17 protein-coding genes and 1 tRNA gene are annotated in these 22,220 nt (G+C 60.7%); 13 read left to right on the top strand and 5 right to left on the bottom strand.

What is annotated here, in order from left to right; genetic code table 11:
• Positions 1–131: 131 nt before the first annotated feature.
• From rpsU to V6607_RS30060, 6 genes are all read left to right on the top strand, one after another.
• Entirely contained in the window at positions 132–347 is a 216-nt protein-coding gene (rpsU, locus tag V6607_RS30035) for a 30S ribosomal protein S21 (RefSeq protein WP_002551877.1), read from the top strand.
• A gap of 445 nt (positions 348–792) precedes the next feature.
• The gene (gene dnaG / locus V6607_RS30040; protein ID WP_003211012.1) at positions 793–2,754 is read left to right on the top strand and encodes a DNA primase; all 1,962 of its coding nucleotides are present in this window, start codon (positions 793–795) and stop codon (positions 2,752–2,754) included.
• A gap of 67 nt (positions 2,755–2,821) precedes the next feature.
• On the top strand, positions 2,822–4,672 hold the full coding sequence (gene rpoD / locus V6607_RS30045) for an RNA polymerase sigma factor RpoD (RefSeq protein ID WP_003211014.1): 1,851 nt from the start codon (positions 2,822–2,824) through the stop codon (positions 4,670–4,672).
• A gap of 120 nt (positions 4,673–4,792) precedes the next feature.
• Entirely contained in the window at positions 4,793–8,536 is a 3,744-nt protein-coding gene (locus V6607_RS30050; protein ID WP_134327411.1) for a bifunctional diguanylate cyclase/phosphodiesterase, read from the top strand.
• A gap of 15 nt (positions 8,537–8,551) precedes the next feature.
• Positions 8,552–8,628 (top strand) — tRNA-Ile (locus V6607_RS30055).
• A 145-nt stretch (positions 8,629–8,773) separates the two neighbouring features.
• A complete protein-coding gene (locus V6607_RS30060; RefSeq protein WP_134327412.1) occupies positions 8,774–9,286 on the top strand; it encodes a cupin domain-containing protein in 513 nt (170 codons plus the stop codon).
• An 89-nt stretch (positions 9,287–9,375) separates the two neighbouring features.
• Here the strand turns inward: V6607_RS30060 and V6607_RS30065 are convergent, their stop codons facing one another.
• The 4 genes from V6607_RS30065 to V6607_RS30080 form a co-directional block, all read right to left on the bottom strand.
• A complete protein-coding gene (locus V6607_RS30065) occupies positions 9,376–9,777 on the bottom strand; it encodes a type II toxin-antitoxin system HicB family antitoxin (protein ID WP_003211020.1) in 402 nt (133 codons plus the stop codon).
• 55 nt (positions 9,778–9,832) lie between these two features.
• Complete coding sequence (locus tag V6607_RS30070) at positions 9,833–10,015, bottom strand: type II toxin-antitoxin system HicA family toxin (protein ID WP_134327413.1); 183 nt, start codon at positions 10,013–10,015, stop codon at positions 9,833–9,835.
• A 185-nt stretch (positions 10,016–10,200) separates the two neighbouring features.
• A complete protein-coding gene (locus V6607_RS30075; protein ID WP_134327414.1) occupies positions 10,201–11,454 on the bottom strand; it encodes an amidase in 1,254 nt (417 codons plus the stop codon).
• 10 nt (positions 11,455–11,464) lie between these two features.
• Positions 11,465–11,890, bottom strand: coding sequence for a VOC family protein (locus V6607_RS30080; RefSeq protein ID WP_003211024.1), 426 nt, complete (start codon positions 11,888–11,890; stop codon positions 11,465–11,467).
• A 113-nt stretch (positions 11,891–12,003) separates the two neighbouring features.
• Here V6607_RS30080 and V6607_RS30085 point away from each other — a divergent pair, with 113 nt between their 5' ends.
• Positions 12,004–12,870 (top strand): LysR family transcriptional regulator, encoded by an 867-nt coding sequence (locus V6607_RS30085; RefSeq protein ID WP_134327415.1) that lies wholly within the window; start codon positions 12,004–12,006, stop codon positions 12,868–12,870.
• 43 nt (positions 12,871–12,913) lie between these two features.
• Here the strand turns inward: V6607_RS30085 and V6607_RS30090 are convergent, their stop codons facing one another.
• Entirely contained in the window at positions 12,914–15,274 is a 2,361-nt protein-coding gene (locus V6607_RS30090; RefSeq protein WP_134327416.1) for a glucose/quinate/shikimate family membrane-bound PQQ-dependent dehydrogenase, read from the bottom strand.
• Between the two features lie 161 nt (positions 15,275–15,435).
• Here V6607_RS30090 and V6607_RS30095 point away from each other — a divergent pair, with 161 nt between their 5' ends.
• The 6 genes from V6607_RS30095 to pqqB all read left to right on the top strand — a co-directional run bounded on the left by V6607_RS30095 (position 15,436) and on the right by pqqB (position 22,220).
• Positions 15,436–15,918: an Lrp/AsnC family transcriptional regulator gene (locus V6607_RS30095; protein ID WP_134327417.1), complete on the top strand. Its 483-nt coding sequence runs from the start codon at positions 15,436–15,438 to the stop codon at positions 15,916–15,918.
• A 167-nt stretch (positions 15,919–16,085) separates the two neighbouring features.
• On the top strand, positions 16,086–17,768 hold the full coding sequence (locus tag V6607_RS30100) for an NAD(P)/FAD-dependent oxidoreductase (RefSeq protein WP_032899288.1): 1,683 nt from the start codon (positions 16,086–16,088) through the stop codon (positions 17,766–17,768).
• 10 nt (positions 17,769–17,778) lie between these two features.
• Entirely contained in the window at positions 17,779–18,573 is a 795-nt protein-coding gene (locus V6607_RS30105; protein WP_134327418.1) for a carbon-nitrogen hydrolase family protein, read from the top strand.
• A gap of 51 nt (positions 18,574–18,624) precedes the next feature.
• Positions 18,625–20,997, top strand: a complete 2,373-nt coding sequence (gene pqqF / locus V6607_RS30110; protein WP_134327419.1) for a pyrroloquinoline quinone biosynthesis protein PqqF — start codon at positions 18,625–18,627, stop codon at positions 20,995–20,997.
• A 159-nt stretch (positions 20,998–21,156) separates the two neighbouring features.
• A complete protein-coding gene (gene pqqA, locus V6607_RS30115; RefSeq protein ID WP_003194766.1) occupies positions 21,157–21,231 on the top strand; it encodes a pyrroloquinoline quinone precursor peptide PqqA in 75 nt (24 codons plus the stop codon).
• Positions 21,232–21,308: 77 nt separating this feature from the next.
• Positions 21,309–22,220: a pyrroloquinoline quinone biosynthesis protein PqqB gene (pqqB, locus tag V6607_RS30120; RefSeq protein WP_003211040.1), complete on the top strand. Its 912-nt coding sequence runs from the start codon at positions 21,309–21,311 to the stop codon at positions 22,218–22,220.

A 22,220-nucleotide genomic window follows, 5' to 3' on the forward strand; every position in this document is an offset into this window, starting at 1 on the left:
TTTCGATCAGAGGCTTTGCATTCCGGGCAATGAGGGGTTAACATCCGCAACCCTTAAAAACCGACGACCTCAGCCGCGAATTTTTTGCGACGAGAACGTTGATTCCCGGTAATGAAAGAAGGTAGCTCTGGATGCCAGCCGTCAAAGTAAAAGAGAACGAACCCTTCGACGTAGCTCTGCGTCGTTTCAAGCGCTCCTGCGAAAAAGCCGGTGTTCTGGCTGAAGTTCGTAGCCGCGAATTTTACGAGAAGCCAACTTCTGAGCGTAAGCGTAAAGCAGCAGCCGCTGTTAAGCGTCACGCCAAGAAAGTTCAGCGCGAGCAGCGCCGCGCCGTTCGTCTGTACTAATACACAGACGTTCGTAGCAAGCTTCTGCCAAGCCCGGCCCTCAGCCGGGCTGTTGGCATTTGCGGATATCGCTTGATGCTTCACCGTTGACGCCGCACACGCGACTGAAACGAACTGCTTCACACGTCAGGACTGGCTCTTTTGCCAGCGGTGCACGTCTCTTCTGACGAGCCTAACAAGGCTACTGACGAGCACACTTATTTTTTAACAGGCGATCAACAGGTCGGCTGCGCCCACCGATGAGCTTCCGAGGCCCCCACATGGCCAAGACCGGACTCCCGGGCAACATTTCTACGCCGGGCACTGATCGGAACTAACGTCAGTGAATGTTCGGCAGATACACTTCCTGACAGACCAAGCAGACGACAGTAGATCGAGCCGCACAACACGCGCGCCTTGAGCACTTTGCGGGCCCTCTTTTACACGCAGTGATGACGAGAACGCCATGGCCGGGCTAATTCCCCAGAGCTTTATTGACGACCTTCTGAACCGCACCGACATCGTCGATGTTGTCAGCTCGCGCCTGCAGATGAAAAAGGCCGGCAAGAACTACACCGCCTGCTGCCCGTTCCACAAGGAAAAGACTCCGTCGTTCAGCGTCAGCCCCGACAAGCAGTTCTACTACTGCTTCGGCTGCGGCGCTGGCGGCAACGCCCTCGGCTTCATCATGGACCACGACAACCTGGACTTCCCCCAGGCCGTCGAGGAACTGGCGAAAGCCGCCGGCATGGAAATCCCCCGCGAAGAAAGTGGCCGCCCGCACAAACCGCGGCAACCCACCGATTCGCCGCTGTACCCGCTGCTTACCGCTGCTGCCGACTTTTACCGCCAGGCACTGAAAAGCCACCCGCAGCGCAAAGCCGCCGTCGATTACCTCAAGGGCCGCGGCCTGACCGGTGAAATCGCCCGCGACTTCGGCCTCGGCTTCGCCCCGCCGGGCTGGGACAACCTGTACAAGCACCTGAGCAGCGACACCCTGCAGCAAAAAGCCATGATCGACGCCGGCCTGTTGGTGGAAAACGCCGAGACCGGCAAGCGTTATGACCGTTTCCGCGACCGCGTGATGTTCCCGATCCGCGACAGCCGCGGCCGCATCATCGCGTTCGGCGGCCGGGTGCTGGGGGACGACAAGCCCAAATACCTGAACTCACCGGAAACCCCGGTGTTTCATAAAGGCCAGGAACTCTACGGCCTGTTTGAAGCGCGCAAGAACAACCGCAACCTCGACGAAATCATCGTGGTTGAAGGCTATATGGACGTGATTGCCTTGGCCCAGCAAGGTTTGCGCAACGCCGTGGCGACCCTGGGCACCGCGACCAGCGAAGAGCACTTGAAGCGCCTGTTTCGCGTGGTGCCCAACGTACTGTTCTGCTTCGACGGCGACCAGGCCGGCCGCAACGCAGCGTGGCGTGCCCTTGAGTCGACCCTGTCGAGCCTGCAGGACGGGCGGCGCGCACGCTTCCTGTTCCTGCCCGAAGGTGAAGACCCGGACACCCTGGTCCGCTCCGAAGGCACCGACGCGTTCCGCGCGCGCATCAACCAACACGCACAACCGCTGGCCGATTACTTTTTCCAGCAACTGACCGAAGAGTCCGACCCGCGCTCCCTCGAAGGCAAGGCCCACATGGTCACCCTCGCGGCCCCGCTGATCGACAAGGTTCCGGGCGCCAACCTGCGCACCCTGATGCGCCAGCGCCTGCTGGAAATCACCGGCTTGAGTGGCGAGGCCGTCAGCCAGCTGGCCCGCAGCGCGCCGCAAGAGGCGCCGCCGGCCTACGACCCGGGCATGGATTACGACGCCATGCCGGACTATTCCGACTTCCACCAACCGCAGGAGGCCTACACGCCCCAGCAGGAGTGGACACCGAAGAAACCCGGCGCCGGCGGCAAGAAATGGGACAAGAAACCCTGGGACAAAAACGGCAAACGTGGCGGTGACCGTGACGAACCGCGCGGCCCACGCGTCCCAGCAGCAGTAGAGCCGCCCACCATGGCAGCCCTGCGTACACTTTTGCACCACCCGCAACTGGCACAAAAAGTCGAGGATGCGGGGCACTTTGCGGCCGAAGACCACACCAATACGCAACTGTTGGTGGCCCTGCTCGAAGCCGTACAGAAGAATCCTAAGCTAAACTCATTCCAGCTGATTGCACGCTGGCACGGCACCGAACAGGGCCGTTTGCTGAAGGCATTGGCAGAAAAGGAATGGCTGATTGATGGCGATAACCTTGAACAACAGTTTTTCGACACCATTACTAGCTTGGTAGCTCGTCAACGCGAGCGAAACCTGGAACAACTTCTTCGAAAAGCGCGTCAGAGTGAATTGACCGCCGAAGAGAAAAATCAACTGCGCGACCTTTTAAGTCGCAATGTTTCCGCATCAAACCCGACCTCAGCTGGCGTGTGAGGTCATAGCTCGGGTATAATCCTCGGCTTGTTTTTTGCCCGCCAAGACCTTCAGTGGATAGGGTGTTATGTCCGGAAAAGCGCAACAGCAGTCTCGTATCAAAGAGTTGATCACCCTTGGTCGTGAGCAGAAGTATCTGACTTACGCAGAGGTCAACGACCATCTGCCTGAGGATATTTCAGATCCAGAGCAGGTGGAAGACATCATCCGCATGATTAATGACATGGGGATCCCCGTACACGAGAGTGCTCCGGATGCGGACGCCCTTATGTTGGCCGACGCCGATACCGACGAGGCAGCCGCTGAAGAAGCAGCCGCCGCGTTGGCAGCGGTCGAGACCGACATCGGTCGCACGACTGACCCTGTGCGCATGTATATGCGCGAAATGGGTACGGTAGAGCTGCTGACACGTGAAGGCGAAATCGAAATCGCCAAGCGTATCGAAGAGGGCATCCGTGAAGTGATGGGCGCAATCGCGCACTTCCCAGGCACGGTTGACCACATTCTCTCCGAGTACACTCGCGTCACCACCGAAGGTGGCCGCCTGTCCGACGTCCTGAGCGGTTATATCGACCCGGACGACGGCATTGCGCCACCTGCGGCTGAAATTCCGCCACCGATCGATGCCAAGGCTGCGAAAGCAGACGACGACACCGACGACGACGAAGCTGAAGCCAGCACCGATGACGAAGAAGAAGTCGAAAGCGGTCCGGATCCGATCATCGCAGCGCAGCGCTTTGGCGCGGTCTCCGATCAGATGGAACTGGCTCGCAAGGCCCTGAAGAAGCACGGTCGCGGCAGCAAGCAGGCAACTGCTGAATTGCTGGCCCTGGCTGAACTCTTCATGCCGATCAAACTGGTACCGAAGCAATTCGAAGGCCTGGTTGAGCGGGTTCGTAGCGCCCTTGAGCGTCTGCGTGCACAAGAGCGTGCGATCATGCAGCTCTGTGTCCGTGATGCGCGCATGCCGCGTGCCGACTTCCTGCGCCAGTTCCCGGGCAACGAAGTCGACGAAAGCTGGACCGACGCACTGGCCAAAGGCAAAAGCAAATACGCTGAAGCCATTGGTCGCTTCCAGGCCGACATCGTTCGTTGCCAGCAGAAGCTGACTGCATTGCAGACCGAAACCGGTCTGACGATTGCCGAGATCAAGGACATCAACCGTCGCATGTCGATCGGTGAGGCCAAGGCCCGCCGCGCGAAGAAAGAGATGGTTGAAGCGAACTTGCGTCTGGTGATCTCCATCGCCAAGAAGTACACCAACCGTGGCCTGCAATTCCTCGATCTGATCCAGGAAGGCAACATCGGCTTGATGAAAGCGGTGGACAAGTTCGAATACCGTCGCGGCTACAAGTTCTCGACTTATGCCACCTGGTGGATCCGTCAGGCGATCACTCGCTCGATCGCCGACCAGGCCCGCACCATCCGTATTCCGGTGCACATGATCGAGACGATCAACAAGCTCAACCGTATTTCCCGGCAGATGTTGCAGGAAATGGGTCGCGAACCGACCCCGGAAGAGTTGGGCGAACGCATGGAAATGCCTGAGGATAAAATCCGCAAGGTATTGAAGATCGCTAAAGAGCCGATCTCCATGGAAACCCCGATCGGTGATGACGAAGACTCCCATCTGGGTGACTTCATCGAAGACTCGACCATGCAGTCGCCAATCGATGTTGCTACCGTTGAGAGCCTGAAAGAAGCGACTCGCGACGTACTGTCCGGCCTCACTGCCCGTGAAGCCAAGGTACTGCGCATGCGCTTCGGCATCGACATGAATACCGACCACACCCTTGAGGAGGTTGGTAAGCAGTTCGACGTTACCCGTGAGCGGATTCGTCAGATCGAAGCCAAGGCGCTGCGCAAGCTGCGCCACCCGACGAGAAGCGAGCATTTGCGCTCCTTCCTCGACGAGTGATCACAAAAACCCCGGCCCAGGCCGGGGTTTTTGCTTCTACAGATTAAATCCTCGCTGACTCCCCTCCCCCGCAATGCCCGTCTACACTCGAAACATTCCCCGTGCCATAACGAGACCGTTATGCCCAGATTGCCGACCGTGTTACTGCTGTCGCTGCTGACCTGGACCGCAACGGCTGGCGCGTTGACTCTCACCGATGAAGAGCGTGGCTGGCTGGCGGACCACCAAGAGTTGCGCCTGGGCGTCGACGCCTCTTGGCCACCCTTTGAATACCGCGATGAAGATGGTCGCTACCAGGGCCTGGCCGCTGATTATGTGCGGCTGATGCAGGATCGCCTTGGCGTCAGGATAAAACTGATCGAGCCGGTGAACTGGAGCGCCGTGCTGGAACAGGCCCGCAACAACCAGCTCGACCTGCTGCCGGGCATCATGTCCACACCGGAACGCCAGGGTTTCCTGTCGTTTACCCGGCCTTATCTCGACTTCCCCATCGTCATCCTCGCCCACGAAGGCGGCCCGCAACCACGCAGCCTCAAAGACCTGTACGGGTTGAAGGTGGCCGTGGTGGAAAACTACGCGCCCCATGAACTGCTGCGCACTCACCACCCGGACCTCAACCTGGTGGCCATGCCCAATGTCAGCGCTACGCTGCAGGCCCTGGCCACCGACAAGGTCGACGCCGTAGTGGGCGATCTGGCGTCCAGCGTGTGGAGCCTGCGCCAACTCAAGCTGGAAGGCCTGTACATCAGCGGCGAAACGCCTTACCGCTATCAGTTGGCCATGGGCGTACCCAAGGACGACAAGATGCTGGTGGGCATCCTCGATAAAGTCCTGGCCGACATCAGCCCGGCTGAGACCGAGGCCATCCAGCAGCGCTGGGTCGGCAACGTCATCGACCACCGGACGCTCTGGACGGATGTGCTGCTCTACGGGTTGCCTGCCGTGCTGTTGCTGAGCATCGTGCTGGCCGTGGTTATTCGGATCAATCGTCGGCTCAGCTCGGAAATTTCCCGCCGGGTCGCCCTCGAACAGGAACTGCGCAGCAGCGAATACCACTATCGCGGCCTGGTGGAGAGCCTTTCCGCGATCGCCTGGGAAGCCAGCATCAGCGATTTCACCTACAGCTACGTGTCGCCCCACGCCGAGGAACTGCTGGGTTACCCCCGTGCCCACTGGCTGATCCCGGGCTTCTGGCGCAACATCATCCACCCCGCGGACCTGACCCGCACCGAATCCTATTGCTACGCCGAAACCCGGGCCAACCGCGACCACAGTGTCGACTACCGGGTGATCACCGCCGATGGACGCTGCCTGTGGGTGCGGGACATCGTCAGCCTGATCGAACACGGCCACGAGCCCGTGCTGCGCGGCCTGATGATCGACATCAGCGAAGCCAAGCGCACCGAGGAAGCGTTGCAGCTTTCGGAACAGAAATTCGCCTCTGTGTTCCAGCAATGCCCGGACATCCTGGTCATCGCCCGGCTGTCGGACGGCTGCCTGATGGAGGTCAATAAGGCATTCGAAGACCAGATCGGCCTGAGCGCCGAAGCAGTCGTAGGAAAAACCGCCACTGAACTGAATATCTGGGGCATCCAGGGCGTAGGCCCCGGCCTGCTGCAACGGGTACAGACCACCAGCATCCGCAACCTGGAAATGCCCTTCCTGCGCAGCAACGGCCAGGCCTTCACCGGACTGATCTCCGCCGAACCCTTTCAACTGGATACCACCGAAGCTCTGGTCGTGGTGGTGCGTGACATCACCCAGCTGAAAGAAACCCAGCAGCGGCTGCAAACCTCCGAAGAGAAATTCGCCAAGGCCTTCCATGCCTCTCCCGACGGCCTGCTGTTGTCCCGCCAAAGCGACGGTTTGCTGATTGAGGTCAACGAAGGATTCAGTCGAATTACCGGCTTCAACAGCGTGATGTCGCTGGACCAGTCAACCCTGGACCTCGGGATCTGGGTCGACCTGAACGAACGCAAAGACATGCTGGAGCGGCTGCAACGGGATGGATTTGTCCGCGACTTTGTCTGCCACATCCGCCGCAGCGACGGCGAAATTCGCCTGTGTGAAGTCTCCAGCCGCCCGCTGCCCATCGGCGACGACGACTGCATGCTGACCATCGCCCGGGACATCACCGAACGCCAACTGATGCAGGAAAAACTGCAACAGGCCGCCACCGTGTTCGAGAGCACGGCCGAAGGCGTACTGATCACCGACACCCGGCAAAATATCAGCGCCGTGAACCGCGCCTTCAGCGAGATCACCGGCTACAGCGAAGCCGAGGCCCTCGGCCAAACCCCGCGCCTGCTTGCCTCGGGCCTGCACGACAGCGCCTTCTACGCGGCCATGTGGCACCAACTGACGGCCAACGGCCACTGGCAAGGCGAGATCTCCAACCGGCGCAAGAACGGCGAGCTGTACCCCAGCTGGCTGACCATCAGCGCCGTGCGCAACCGCGAGGAGTCGATCACCCACTTCGTCGCCGTGTTTGCCGACATCTCCAGCCTCAAGCACGCCCAGGCGCGCCTCGATTACCAGGCCCACCACGACCCGCTGACCGGCCTGCCCAACCGCACCCTGTTTGAAAGCCGCCTGCAAGCCGCCCTCAACAACCAACAGGAAACCGGCAGCCAGGGCGCCGTGCTGTTCCTCGACCTCGACCGTTTCAAACACATCAACGACAGCCTCGGCCACCCGATTGGCGACCTGCTGCTCAAGGACATCGCCGTTCGCCTCAAGGACCAACTGCGAGACGTCGACACCGTCGCCCGCCTGGGCGGTGACGAATTCATCATCCTGCTGCCCGGCCTGCAACAAGCCAGCGACGCCGAACACCTGGCCAATAAGCTGCTGGCCTGCTTCACCCCACCGTTCCAGGCGGGGGAGCATGAGTTCTTCATCAGCGCCAGCATCGGCACCAGCCTGTACCCACGGGACGGCAACGACGTCGCCACCCTGGTCAAAAACGCCGACGCCGCCATGTACCGCTCCAAGGCCAAAGGCCGCAACCGCGTCGAAAGCTACACCCAGGACCTCACCGCGCAAGCCAACGAACGCGTGGCCCTGGAACACGAACTGCGCCGAGCGATCGAGCGCGACGAATTGTCTCTCTATTACCAGCCGAAACTCAGCCTCGACACCCAACAACTGATCGGCGCCGAAGCCCTGATTCGCTGGCGCCACCCCACCTTCGGCGAAGTGCCGCCCGAGCACTTCATTGCCCTGGCCGAAGAGAACGGCATGATCCTGCAGATTGGCGACTGGGTACTGGAGCAGGCCTGCCGACAGATGCACGACTGGCGAGAAATTTTTGATGACTTCGGCCCGCTGTCCGTCAACCTCGCCGGCGCGCAACTGCGCCACCCCAACCTGCTGGCGCGCATCGAGCAACTGCTGCGGGACAACCGCCTGGAGCCTGGCTGCCTGCAACTGGAGATCACCGAAAACTTCATCATGAGCCAGGCCGAAGAGGCGCTGGAGGTGCTGCACCAGCTCAAGCATCTGGGCGTGCAACTGGCCATTGATGACTTCGGCACCGGCTATTCGTCCCTCAGCTACCTGAAACGCCTGCCGCTGGACTTCCTGAAGATCGACCAATCCTTCGTCCGTGGCCTGCCCGACGACCCACACGATGCGGCGATCGTGCGCGCCATCATCGCCCTTGGGCACAGCATGCAATTCACCATCATTGCCGAGGGCGTAGAAACGCCGGCCCAGCAAGCGTTTCTGGCGGCTGAAGGTTGTGAGCAGATGCAAGGCTACATCGTCAGCCTGCCGCTGCCGCCGGACCTTTTCGCCGCTACGTTCCTTCGTATGAGCGTTTCGGACTTTTCGGATGGCACAGCGAAGAAACCATCGCTATAATCCGCGGCCTACTGAGGGCCTATAGCTCAGTTGGTTAGAGCAGGGGACTCATAATCCCTTGGTCGTAGGTTCGAGTCCTACTGGGCCCACCATCTTGAAAGCCGCGCATTGCGCGGCTTTGTCGTTTCTGGCGCGTGAGTCGTGCAGCAATGAAACATTAGTTAGTTGTCCCGAACGGCGACGGCGAAGACCATGACTCCCAGTCAACGCCACTCCAGCACGAGGGAAACTTGTTCCATGCCTCAGAAGAAACGCTCGCCGCGCAACGCAATCCACATCCTGGGCCTGCGTGCCGCAGCCACCGTCGCAATCACCCTCGCCACCTTGAGCGGCGCACAAGCCGCCCCCGCCGCCACTGACTCCATCAAGGCATTCAAGCTCTGCACCGGCGCCGACAACAACTCCCATGTACTGGAAGGCACCATCGACCAGAGCATGCGCAACGACGTGACCGCCATTCACTTCAAGCAAACGGCGGCGCATTCCTCGTATAGCTGGCATAACGACCCGGAGCCACAGTACGTCATGACGCTGTCCGGCACCCTGGCGTTCGTGACACGCGGCGGTGAGAAGTTCACGTTGCATCCGGGTGAAGTACTGATCGCCGAAGACAACACCGGCACAGGGCATCGCTGGAATCTGGTGGACGATCAACCGTGGCGGCGAGGGTACGTGGTGCTGAAGCCGGGCGCGCCGGATTCATTTATCCCGAACGATGCTGCCGCTGCGAAGGTGTGCAAGGGGTCGTAGTCTCGCTGATCACACCTCCTCGAATAAAAGAAAGACTTACGCTTTGCGGTGTAAGCCTTTTTTGTACTGCGTGCTCTACCGGCCCGTTATCAAACGGAAAGTTCGCGCAAAGCCGCCGTCGCCAGGAACCCAGAGCGCGAGGCATAGCGATGGTCTTTTTGCACTCGCTCATCGATACGATTCAAAAGTTGCTCAGGCAGTGAGGCGTTGAACCTGACTGACTTGCCCAGGTAAGGAGTGAGATCAAAGTCGATCACCGCCCACACGCCACCCGCAAAGTCCGGATTCTCCAAATGGACGTCGACCTCTCTAGCCTGAGGAAGCCGCTCCTCATCAGCAACCAATCCCTCGAGGTGCAGCGCTAAAGCTTCGCGGACATTATCCAGAGCTTCGGAAAAGGTTGTGCCCGCAGAAAAGCAACCTGGCACGTCCGGGACGGTCACGCTGTAATCTGAATCAGCGTCTTTGTGTATCACCACTGGAAATTTCATTTTTCCTCCTTTGAATGAGCCGCAGCGGGATCATTCACCACATAACCTACGGTCATCACTTCAGGCCTGCTGATTTCAAAATGCCGTGCAAGGTCCCCTTGGCTATCTCTGATTTAGGATGAGGAACCGTCACCCGGCCGGGCTTGGTTGAGTGCTTGAATTGATGGTGACTGCCTTTCGCCGCCACCTCAAACCATCCATCCGCCATCAGCAAGTCAATTACCTCTCTGCTTCTCATCGCGCCCGCTCCACAGTGTGTATCTTACACACCGAAGGTATCCTGCAGCATCTTTTATACACACAGGACACACCAATGAAAAAAGCCCGCTCATTTCTGAACGGGCTCATGCGAAGAATATGATGACGACGCCTATCGCCGCTTCGCCAGCGAACTAATGTCAGTTTTTGTGCCTTGACTGACTCTCAGCTTACCAACGCATTAACAATGACTTGCGCCGTACCTAGCAACGGCGCATCCCCTCTAAACGCCCCAATTACCTGCAACCCCACCGGCAACTCCCCTTCCCCACGCATCACCGGTACATTCACCTGCGGCAAGCCAAACGCGCCCCAGAACTTGATGAAGTCCGACGGGCCCGTGGTCGCCAACCCCACCGGCGCCAGCATCCCGCAGGAAACACTCAACATCGCATCAAACGGCTGGCAGATTTGCGCAAGCTGCGGGGCCAGTTGTACCAAGCGGGCCTTGGCTGCCGACTCCTGCTCCCAACTCGTCGTCTGGGCGCGCTCGATCATGGCCAACGTCGAGTCGCTGAGTAGTTCGGGATGAGACTGAAACTCCTTGGCCAATGAACGGGCACCTTCGCAATCGTTGATCAACTGGTGATCGTCGAATACTCCGTCGAACGCCTCGGGCAACACGACTTCACTGACAAGAGGCCCCAACCTAGCTATCGCTAGCTCAATCGCCTGGGCCACCACCGGCTGCACATCCGACCAGCGAGAAGTACGGCAGAAACCAAGCCGCAAAGGCCGACGACCGACCTCAACAGCCGGAAACCCTCGAATCAACACCTGCGCCACCCGCTCAAGATCACGCACCGAGCGCCCATACCAACCCACCGTATCGAAGCTCGGCGCCAGGGGTTTCACGCCTTCCAGCGAGACCAGTCCAAGCGACGGTTTGAAGGCAAACAACCCGCAATAAGCCGCAGGCTTGAGCAACGACCCCGCCGTTTGGGTACCCAACGCCAACGGGAAAAACCCGGCCGCCATCCCCGCAGCAGAACCCGCGCTGGAGCTACCCGGCGTGCGGGACAGATCGAGCGGATTACGCGTCGGCCCTGTGTGCATGTAGGCAAATTCGGTGGTGTGGGTCTTGCCCATGATGATCGCGCCCGCCTGTCGTAGCAGCGTCACCACATGGGCATCCCGCGATGGACGATTACCCAGGTAAATCGGCGAATAGAATTCCGTTGGGTGGTCGGCGGTATCAAAGATGTCCTTGACCCCCACGGGCAAGCCCGCCAGCGGACCGGAACAGCCTTCAAGCTGCAACGCCTGCTCGCGCACCGCCTCAGCGTCGAAGGATACAAACGCCTGGATATCTGGTTCGTCGACACCTATGCGCGCAAGAAAGTGTTCAGCAACCAAAGCCGGCGTAATCGCCCCCGAACCCACCGCCACGGCGATGCCCGTTGCATCCAGGCCATTCATCAAAGCGCCCTCATTTGGCAAACAACTGCCCAATGTCCTTGAACGCCTTGAACTCCAGCGCGTTGCCGCACGGGTCAAACAGAAACAACGTCGCCTGCTCGCCCACCTGGCCTTTGAAACGAATATGCGGTTCCAACACAAACTGGGTATTGCGCGCCTGCAAACGCTCCGCCAACGCATGCCAATCATCCCAACTCAACACCACGCCAAAATGCGGCACCGGCACGTCGTGACCGTCTACCGCATTGGTGTGCGCCGCCTCTTGAGAAGCGGTTTTCGGATGCTCATGAATCACCAATTGATGCCCGAAGAAGTCGAAGTCGACCCAGTGATCACTGGCTCGTCCCTCCTCCAACCCAAACACCTCGCCATAAAACTGCCGCGCTGCCGCCAGGTCGAATACCGGAATTGCCAGGTGAAAAGGAGCCAGTGCCATCAGGTTTAACCTCTATGGGTATTAAGTCCTTGCGAGTCTAGCCTTGCCGTAACCGATGGAAAGACGATAATTTTCGCAGCGAGCTCAAATTATTTTGATCAATCGAGACGCCCATGCTGCGGGAACTGAAAACCTTTATCGCCGTTACCCGCCATGGCACGTTCGCCGCAGCGGGCATGCATATCGGGCTGACGCAATCGGCGGTGAGTGCGCAGATCCGTCAGTTGGAGCAGGTGCTCGGCGTGCAGTTGTTCGACCGAACCGGGCGCCAGGCCACGCTGAACGCGGCGGGGATCCGCGCGCTGCCGCTGGCCAGGGAGATTCTCGAGACGTTCAACCGCATGGCTGTGCCGGTGGATGCCAATGAGTACAGGGGCGAGTTGAAGGTCGGCGCCATCACCACCGCCCAGACCGGCCTGCTGCCCCAGGCCCTGGTGCGTTTGCGCCAGGCGGCGCCGACGGTGGAGTGCAAGTTGGTGCCGGGAGTTTCCCTGGAGCTGCTCAGCCAGGTGGATGCAGGCGAACTCGACTCGGCGATCATCATTCGCCCACCCTTTGACTTGCCCAAGGAACTGCACGTGCAACTGCTGCGCAGGGAGCCGTTTGTGTTGATCGCGCCGCTGAAGGTCGAGGGGGATGACCCGCTGCAACTGCTCGCCGCTCATCCTCACGTGCGCTACGACCGGGCTTCGTTTGGCGGGCGGCTGGTCAGTCGCTTTCTGCGGGATCAGCGGCTGGACGTGCAAGTGGCGCTGGAACTGGACGAGATTGAGGCGCTGGTCAAAATGGTCGAATGCGGCCTGGGCGTTTCACTGGTTCCCCACGCCGGGCTATGGCTGGATCGCACGCCACAGGTTCGCGTCATCCCGCTGGGCGAACTGACCTTTCACCGGGAAATCATCCTGCTGAGCCGCTATAGCCAGCGCAACCTCCCGGTGCCACAACTCTTTGCCCGATGCCTGCTGGCTGACGCGATCTGAGACGCAAAAAAAAAGCCGCACATCCGTGCGGCTTTTTCAGGCCCTATTTCTTGGGCAACGCGTAGGCAATCACATAGTCCCCACGGTCCGGCGACTGTCGCGCGCCGCCGGCGGTGAGCACGATGTACTGCGTGCCAGTCTTGGGCGAAACATAGGTCATCGGCCCCGACTGGCTACCCACCGGCAGCCGTGATTTCCAGATCTCGTTGCCGTTGCCGGTGTCGAAAGCGCGCAGGTAGAAGTCCTGGGTGCCGGCGAAAAACAGCAAGCCGGACTGGGTGGCCAGGGACGCGCCGAGGGTCGGCATGCCGATTGGAATCGGCATGTGCATGCGGATGCCCAGCGGCCCGGTGTCTTCAACCGTGCCCACCGGCACTTGCCACATCAGCTTGTGGGTTTTCAGGTCGATGGCCGACAGGGTGCCGAACGGCGGCTTCTGACACGGAATGCCCGCCGCCGAGAGGAAGCGCTCGCGCATCGCACCGAACGGCGTACCTTCTTGCGGCACCACGCCCATTTCGATGCCACTGGCACCGGCGGCGATCTTGTCGCGCGGGATCATGTAGTTGGCCAAACCCAGGCGCATGTCGTTGACGAACATGTAGTGGGTATTCGGGTCCACTGACACGCTGCCCCAGTTCATTCCGCCCAGGGAGCCCGGGAATTGCAGCGCGCGGTCCAGGCCTGGCGGCGTATAGACGCCCTGGTGACGCATGCCCTTGAACTGGATGCGGCACATCAGTTGGTCAAACGGCGTGGCGCCCCACATGTCGGATTCGGTCAGCTGCTGATTGCCGATCGAAGGCATGTCCACCGAGAACGGCTGAGTCGGCGAATAACGCTCGCCGGGCACATTGCCCTGAGGCACCGGGCGCTCTTCGACCCGGGCGATGGGCACGCCGGTTTCGCGGTTGAGCAGGAAGATCTCGCCTTGCTTGGTGACTTGAGCCAGTGCTGGCTGTACGCCGCCGTTGCCGTCCGGAATGTCGTAGAGCAGCGGTTGCGCCGGCAGGTCAAAGTCCCAGAGGTCGTGGTGAGTGGTCTGGAAGTGCCAGCGCACCTGGCCGGTCTTCACGTCGAGGGCGACGATGGAGGAACTCCATTTGTCGTCATAGGCGGTACGTTCACCGGCGAAGAAATCCGGGGTGGCGTTACCGGTAGGCAGGTAGACCAGGCCGAGCTTGGCGTCGTAGGACATGGCCGACCACACGTTCGGCGTGCCACGGGTGTAGGTCTCGCCCGCAGGCGGGCGTTTGGTGGTGTTCGGGTTGCCCGGGTCCCAGGCCCACACCAGTTCGCCGCTGTGCACGTCGAAGGCGCGCACCACGCCTGGCGGTTCGCCGGTGGAGAAGTTGTCCGCCACGCGTCCACCCACGATCACAACATTTCCCGCCACCAGTGGCGTCGAGGTTTGCTGGTAATAACCGGGCTTCACTTCGCCCATGTCGGTCTTCAGGTCGACGGTGCCGTGGTCGCCGAAGTCTTCGCAAGGCGCGCCGGTTTCAGCATTGATCGCAATCAACCGGGCATCGCCGGTCGGCAGAAACAGACGTTTCACACAGGCTTTGGCGCCGGCGGGTTGCTCGCTGGCACTGCTGTCGAAATAACCCAGGCCACGGCAACGCTGCCAGTTGGGGCCGCTGCCCTGGGGGTCGAATTTCCAGCGTTGGGCACCGGTATCGGCGTCCAGGGAAAACACTTTGCCGTAGGCGGTGCACACGTAAACGCTGTCACCGATCTGCAGCGGGGTGTTCTGGTCTTCGGCACCGGCGCCATTGCTCTCGGGGATGTCACCGGTGTGGAAGGTCCAGGCCACCTGCAACTTGTCGATGTTGCCTTTGTTGATCTGGTCCAGCGCGGCAAACCGATTGCCGGCGGTGGTGTTGCCCCAGTGGGCCCAGTCTTTTTGCTCGGTGCCCGGCGTTACCGCAGTCACCGCAGGCTCACTGCTGGCCTTGACCACGTGGGTCGGTACAAACATGTACGCCAGGGTGGCGACCACGCCCAGGCCCAGCAGCCCGGCAACGCCATAGGCGCCGCGCCCGGGTGTCGATCCGGAAGCGCGGGCGAGCTGTGGATAAATCAGCGCGACTACCAGGCCGATGACGGCGAAGGTCAGGACTCGCGAAACCAACGGCCAGTATTCCAGACCGGTATCCCACACCGCCCAGATCGCAGTCAGCACCAATGCCACGGCGTACAGCCATGCTCCCTGAGGCCGGCGCTTGGCGATCAGCACACCAGAGACCAGCATCGCCAGGCCCATCAGCAGGAAATACCAACTGCCGCCCAGCACTACGAGGTAACCGCCACCGCCTGCCAAACCCAGGCCGATCAAGGCGATCAGCAGGCCCAGCCCAACCAGCAACCATCTGCTGCCGGTAGCAGCTCCAAAGTTATTCATCGCGCAAACGTCCTTCCTGTATACCTAACGCAAAATAATGTACCAAACAGTTACTTTTCACAATCTGGCACAAAATAATGTGTTCGATCAGCGGCGAAAATAAATTCCCGGCCGGGCGGGCAGTATCGCCAGGACCGAGCCTGTAACATGCTCGCCCATTGATGCCCGCGCCGGAGAACACCTTGCCCGCCTCTCACCCTCCCGTCCTCGATGAAATCGATCGCCAGTTGATCGCCGCCTTGCAGATCAACGCGCGTGAAAGTGTGGCCATGCTTGCCCGGCAACTGGGCATCGCGCGCACCACCGTCACCTCACGCCTGGCGCGCCTGGAAAAAACCCAGGTGATTACCGGCTATGGCGTGCGCCTCAGCCAGCGGGTGGTGGACGGTGGTTTGCAGGCCTACGTGGGGATCACCGTGCAACCGCGCTCCGGCAAGGAAGTGCTGCGCCGGATCAGTACCATGGCGCAGGTTCAGCAGTTATGTGCGGTAAGCGGCGAGTTCGATTACGTGGCCTGGCTGCGCACCGATTCGCCGGAACAGCTGGATCAACTGCTGGACCAGATCGGCAGCGTCGATGGCGTGGAGAAGACCACCACCTCGATCATCCTCAGTAACAAACTGGATCGCGGACAACCAATCTGACCAGCAAGCTCGTCATTCTGACTAAAAACAATTCAATCCGACGACACATTGCGTCTTATTAACGAACGCTACGCTCCCTAGAATGGCTGCCATCTTTTCCTATACTCAGCGGGTCGCGCCCCGCCGAGCCGCCAGCAAGGTCAGCCATGAGCATTCCTTCCAGCACCATCAGCAAGACCAATCGCCACCCCGCCACCGGTAAAAAGCCGATCACCATCTTTGGCCCGGACTTCCCGTTTGCCTTTGATGACTGGATCGAGCATCCGGCGGGCCTGGGCAGCATTCCGGCAGCCAACCACGGCGCCGAAGTGGCGATCGTCGGCGCCGGGATTGCCGGTCTGGTAGCCGCCTATGAGTTGATGAAGCTGGGCCTTAAACCCGTGGTGTATGAAGCCTCGAAAATGGGTGGCCGCCTGCGCTCCCAGGCATTTGAAGGCGCCGAAGGCATCATTGCGGAACTGGGTGGCATGCGTTTCCCGGTGTCCTCTACCGCGTTCTACCACTATGTAGACAAGCTCGGGCTGGAGACCAAACCCTTCCCCAACCCGCTGACGCCGGCTTCCGGCAGCACGGTCATCGACCTCGAAGGCCAGACGCACTACGCACAGAAACTCGCTGACCTTCCTGCACTGTTCCAGGAAGTGGCTGACGCCTGGGCCGACGCCCTGGAAGCCGGCTCGCAGTTCGCCGATATCCAGCAAGCCATCCGCGACCGTGACGTACCGCGCCTGAAAGAGCTGTGGAATACGCTGGTTCCGTTGTGGGACGACCGCACCTTCTACGACTTCGTGGCGACCTCCAAAGCGTTCGCCAAGTTGTCCTTTCATCACCGCGAAGTGTTCGGCCAGGTCGGTTTCGGCACCGGCGGCTGGGACTCGGACTTCCCCAACTCGATGCTGGAAATCTTCCGCGTGGTGATGACCAACTGCGACGATCACCAGCATCTGGTGGTCGGCGGCGTCGCCCAAGTGCCCATGGGCATCTGGCGCCATGTGCCGGAGCGTTGCGCCCACTGGCCCGAAGGCACCAGCCTCAGTTCCCTGCACAACGGTGCGCCACGGGCCGGGGTCAAGCGCATTGCCCACGCGCCGGACGGCCGTTTCGCCGTCACCGACAACTACGGTGACACCCGCGAATACGCCGCCGTGCTGACCACCTGCCAGAGCTGGCTGCTGACCACCCAGATCGAGTGCGACGAAACCCTGTTCTCGCAAAAGATGTGGATGGCCCTGGACCGCACCCGCTACATGCAGTCGTCGAAGACCTTCGTGATGGTCGACCGGCCATTCTGGAAGGACAAGGATCCGGAAACCGGCCGCGACCTGATGAGCATGACGCTGACGGATCGCCTGACCCGCGGCACCTATCTGTTCGACAACGGCGACGACAAGCCGGGGGTGATCTGCCTGTCCTACTCCTGGATGAGCGATGCGCTGAAAATGCTTCCGCAACCCATCGAGAAACGCGTGAAACTGGCTCTGGATGCGCTGAAGAAGATCTACCCGAAAGTCGATATCGCCGCGCGCATCATCGGCGATCCGATCACCGTGTCATGGGAAGCAGACCCGCATTTCCTCGGCGCTTTCAAAGGCGCACTTCCCGGTCACTATCGCTACAACCAACGGATGTACGCGCACTTCATGCAAAAGGACATGCCGGCGGAGCAACGCGGTATTTTCATTGCCGGTGACGACGTGTCCTGGACGCCTGCGTGGGTCGAAGGTGCCGTGCAAACCTCGCTGAACGCGGTGTGGGGCATCATGACTCACTTCGGTGGCAGCACTCACCCGCAGAACCCGGGGCCGGGGGATGTGTTCGACGAGATCGGGCCAATCGCACTGCCCGAGTAAGGAGTTGCCCATGCGTGTTGCCCTGTATCAATGCCCACCTTTGCCGCTGGACGTGGCCGGTAATCTCAAGCGCCTGCATCAGTTGGCGCAAGAGGCCACCGACGCCGACCTGCTGGTACTGCCGGAGATGTTTCTCACCGGCTATAACATCGGCGTGGAAGCGGTCGGCGCCCTGGCTGAAACCCAGGACGGCCCATCCGCACAGTCCATCGCCGCGCTGGCGAAAAACTCGGGCGTGGCGATTCTGTATGGCTATCCGGAGCGCGGTGCAGACGGGCAGATCTACAACGCCGTGCAGTTGATAGACGCCAACGGCCAACGCCTGTGCAACTACCGCAAGACCCACCTGTTTGGCGACCTCGACAACTCGATGTTCAGCGCCGGGGACGATGATTTTCCGCTGGTGGAATTGAACGGCTGGAAGCTGGGTTTCCTGATTTGCTATGACCTGGAATTCCCGGAGAACACCCGGCGCCTGGCGCTGGCCGGGGCGGAGTTGATCCTGGTGCCGACGGCCAATATGGTGCCCTTCGATTTCGTCGCCGATGTGACCGTGCGGGCGCGGGCTTTTGAAAACCAGTGTTATGTGGCCTACGCCAATTACTGCGGGCAGGAAGGCGAGATCCAGTATTGCGGGCAAAGCAGCATCGCCGCGCCGGATGGCCAGCGGATTGCCCAGGCCAGTCTGGATGAAGCGCTGATCGTGGGCACACTCGATCGGCAGTTGATGGTCGACTCACGCGCGGCCAATCGCTACCTGCTGGACCGTCGTCCCGAGCTTTATGGGGCGTTGCACAAGCACTGATCCCGGCTGCTTTGCGCTAGCATAGGCACTTCCTACGTTTCGGAAGTGCTCATGCCTGCGCCGGCCCACCCTCATCACCTTCAATTGACCCTGGCCAGCGGCCTGCGGGTTTCCTTGCATCATGCGCCGCGCTTGAAGCGCGCCGCGGCTGCCTTGCGCGTTGCAGCGGGCAGCCACGATGTACCCCTGGCGTGGCCGGGACTGGCGCATTTTCTTGAGCATTTATTGTTCCTGGGCACCGGACGTTTTCCTGCAAGCGACGGGCTGATGGCCTACGTCCAGCGCCAGGGCGGGCAGGTGAATGCCAGCACCCGCGAGCGCACTACCGACTTTTTCTTTGAGGTGCCTGTTTCGGCATTTGAAGCCGCACTGGAGCGCCTGGGGGACATGCTCGCCCATCCGCGCCTGGCCCTGGAAGACCAGTTGCGTGAGCGCGAAGTATTGCAGGCGGAGTTTATTGCCTGGTCGCAAGATGCCACGGCGCAACAGCAACAAGCGTTGCTGGGAGGTGTTGCGGCGGGTCATCCGTTGCGCGCGTTTCATGCGGGCAACCGGGATAGCTTGGCGGTAGAGCGTGAGGATTTTCAGCAGGCGTTGCGGGATTTTTATGAAGGTTTCTATCATTCCGGGCAGATGACCTTGAGCCTTGCGGGCCCTCAGTCGCTGGTGGAGCTGGAGGCATTGGCGCATCAGTTTGGCGCTGCGCTGAAGACTGCACCTCTGCGGCGACAGACGCCGGCGCCAGCGTTGCTGGCCGGCAATCAACGTACTTATCAACACACCGATGAACACCACTGGCATCAGGTGGTGGCAAGCGAGGCTTCCCCTGAGGCGCTGGATTTCCTCTGCCTGTGGCTGAACACTTCGGCGCCCGGCGGGTTGCTCGCCGAGTTGCAGTCGCGGCAGTTAGTCAGCGCCATTAACGCAACGGCGCTGTATCAATTTGCCGGACAGGCGTTGTTGGATATCAAGTTCACCCTGGACACTCAGGGTGCGCAGCAGACGACACTGATCGAAGAACTGCTGCACGACTGGCTGAGCTTTTTCGCACACAGTGACTGGGCGCCCTTGCGGGAAGAGTACGCCTTGCTGCTTGCTCGCAAACAACAGGTCAGTGGTGCCCTGGCATTGGCCCGGCAGGACAACGAACTGGTCCTGTCCGAGCAAAGCGCCAGCTCCCTCAAGACCCTGCTGGACTCGCTGCAATTGCCGCCGTCCCGGCACGCCTGGCAACTGCCGCCCACCAATCCGTTCCTGCAGCCGGCAGCCAAGGAAGAGCGCCCGGGGCTGATTCGCGGGCAAACCAGCGCCCATCGCGGCCTGCGCACGTTCGCCCAGGATCGCTCCCGTGGACGGAAGGATCTTTCGGCGCTGACCTTCAGCCAGGCCTTGCCAGGCGACACAGATGAAGGCGCGCTCTACCTGCGCTGGCATCTGGATTCGCCGCTGGATGCAGAGCTTTTCCCACGGCTGCGTGAGAACGCCAGCCAGGCTGGCGTCCAGTTGTCTTTCGAGACAATCGGCGGTCACTGGCAGCTGAAGATGCTAGGGCTGCACGAACCCATGCCCGCGATATTGGAGGAAGTGGCACGCGAGCTGACCCGGCTCGACGAAAATGCCGGAGCGTCATCCTCCCCCGCGCCGGCAATGGCGATCCGGCAGTTACTCAAGGCATTGCCCGGGTATTGCGCCGACATCCAAGCTGCACAGCAGGTTGCTGGGCAAGACCGATGGTCAACCGCTCGCTGGCAAGGGCTTGCCGTGGGACTGCCCGCCGCCTGCGAGACGGCGATAAAAAGTGCAGCCGGGAAACTGCCCGGCCAACCGCAAGCGGCTATCAGCGAACTGCCGTCAATCAGCAGCCAGCATCGTTGGCACGAAGTCAGGACCGATTCCAGCGACGCCGCGTTGCTGCTGTTCTGCCCGACAGCCACACGCTCCCTGGCGGACGAAGCTTGCTGGCGCCTCCTCGCACATCTGGTGCAAGCGCCGTTCTACCAGCAACTGCGTGTTGAGCTTCAATTGGGCTACGCGGTGTTCAGCGGCATCCGACAGTACAACGGGCAAACCGGCCTGCTGTTTGGGGTGCAATCCCCAAGCGCATCTCTTGCGCAAATACTTGATCGCCTGCAGGCGTTCCTGAAGCAACTGCCCGCGCTGATTAACGCCAGCGAACTGCCGAACGATCTGGCCCGGCAATTTTCCCTCGACGCCCTACCCACTTCCCAAGCCGCTGAACTGCTCTGGCACGCGCACTTGGCAGGCCACCCGTCGGATTACATCCAGCAGCTGCAAGATTTCATCCAGACCCGCACCCGCGAGGATTTAATGGTAGCTGCACAGCAACTCGATGCTGCTGCAGGCGGATGGCGCTGTGTGGCCAATGGCGCTTGTGCCGCCGGCTCCTGGCAACGATCTGGCTGATCATTGCCGCTTCGGTAAAAGGCTTTTTCCCGCAGGACAGCGCTATCTTCAAAAGAAGTACGTAACATTCACATGCACACATCTGAACATCTCCGCTTGGAGGTGGACTATATGTATTACTTGGTAGTAAACGTCCCTTCCCTTCGTAGGAGTAAGAACATGACTTGGTCCAAACCTGCTTACACTGATCTGCGTATCGGCTTTGAAGTCACCATGTACTTTGCCAGCCGCTGATTGGCTTTGTATCGCAATGCAACGCCTCGGCTCGCCCGGGGCGTTTTTATTTTTGAGTTGTGTGTAATGGAGCGGCCATGTTTGTCCAGATTCTAGGTTCCGCCGCGGGCGGTGGTTTCCCGCAATGGAACTGCAACTGCGTGAACTGTGCAGGTTTTCGCGACGGCAGCCTGCGGGCCGAGGCGCGTACCCAGTCGTCCATCGCGATTTCCGATGACGGCGTGAACTGGGTGCTGTGCAACGCCTCGCCAGATATCCGCGCCCAGCTTCAAGGCTTCGCCCCGATGCAACCGGGCCGCGCGCTGCGGGATACCGGCATCAGCGCGATCATCCTGATGGACAGCCAGATCGACCACACCACCGGCCTGCTCAGCCTGCGCGAAGGCTGCCCGCACCAAGTGTGGTGCACCGACATGGTCCATGAAGACCTGAGCACCGGCTTCCCGCTGTTCACCATGCTGACCCACTGGAACGGCGGCCTGGCCTGGAACCGCATCGAGCTGGACGCCAGCTTCACGATCCCCGCCTGCCCCAACCTGCGCTTCACACCATTGCCGCTGCGTAGCGCGGCACCGCCCTACTCGCCTCACCGATTCGACCCACACCCGGGCGACAACATCGGCCTGATCGTCGAAGACCTGCGCACCGGCGGCAAGCTGTTCTATGCGCCGGGCCTGGGCAAGGTTGACGCACCGTTGCTGGAAATAATGGCCGGCAGCGATTGCCTGCTGGTGGACGGCACGATGTGGGACGACGACGAAATGCAGCGCCGTGGCGTCGGCACCCGCACCGGTCGCGAGATGGGCCACCTGGCACAAAACGGCCCCGGCGGCATGCTGGAAGTGCTGGAGCAGTTGCCCAAGCAGCGCAAGGTGCTTATCCACATCAACAACACCAACCCGATCCTGGATGAGGACTCGCCCGAGCGAGCCGAGCTGCTGCGACGCAATGTGGAAGTGGCGTACGACGGCATGAGCATTGAATTGTAG

Origin of the sequence: Pseudomonas sp. KK18, from assembly GCF_037094675.1 — a bacterium.
GTDB lineage: Bacteria > Pseudomonadota > Gammaproteobacteria > Pseudomonadales > Pseudomonadaceae > Aquipseudomonas.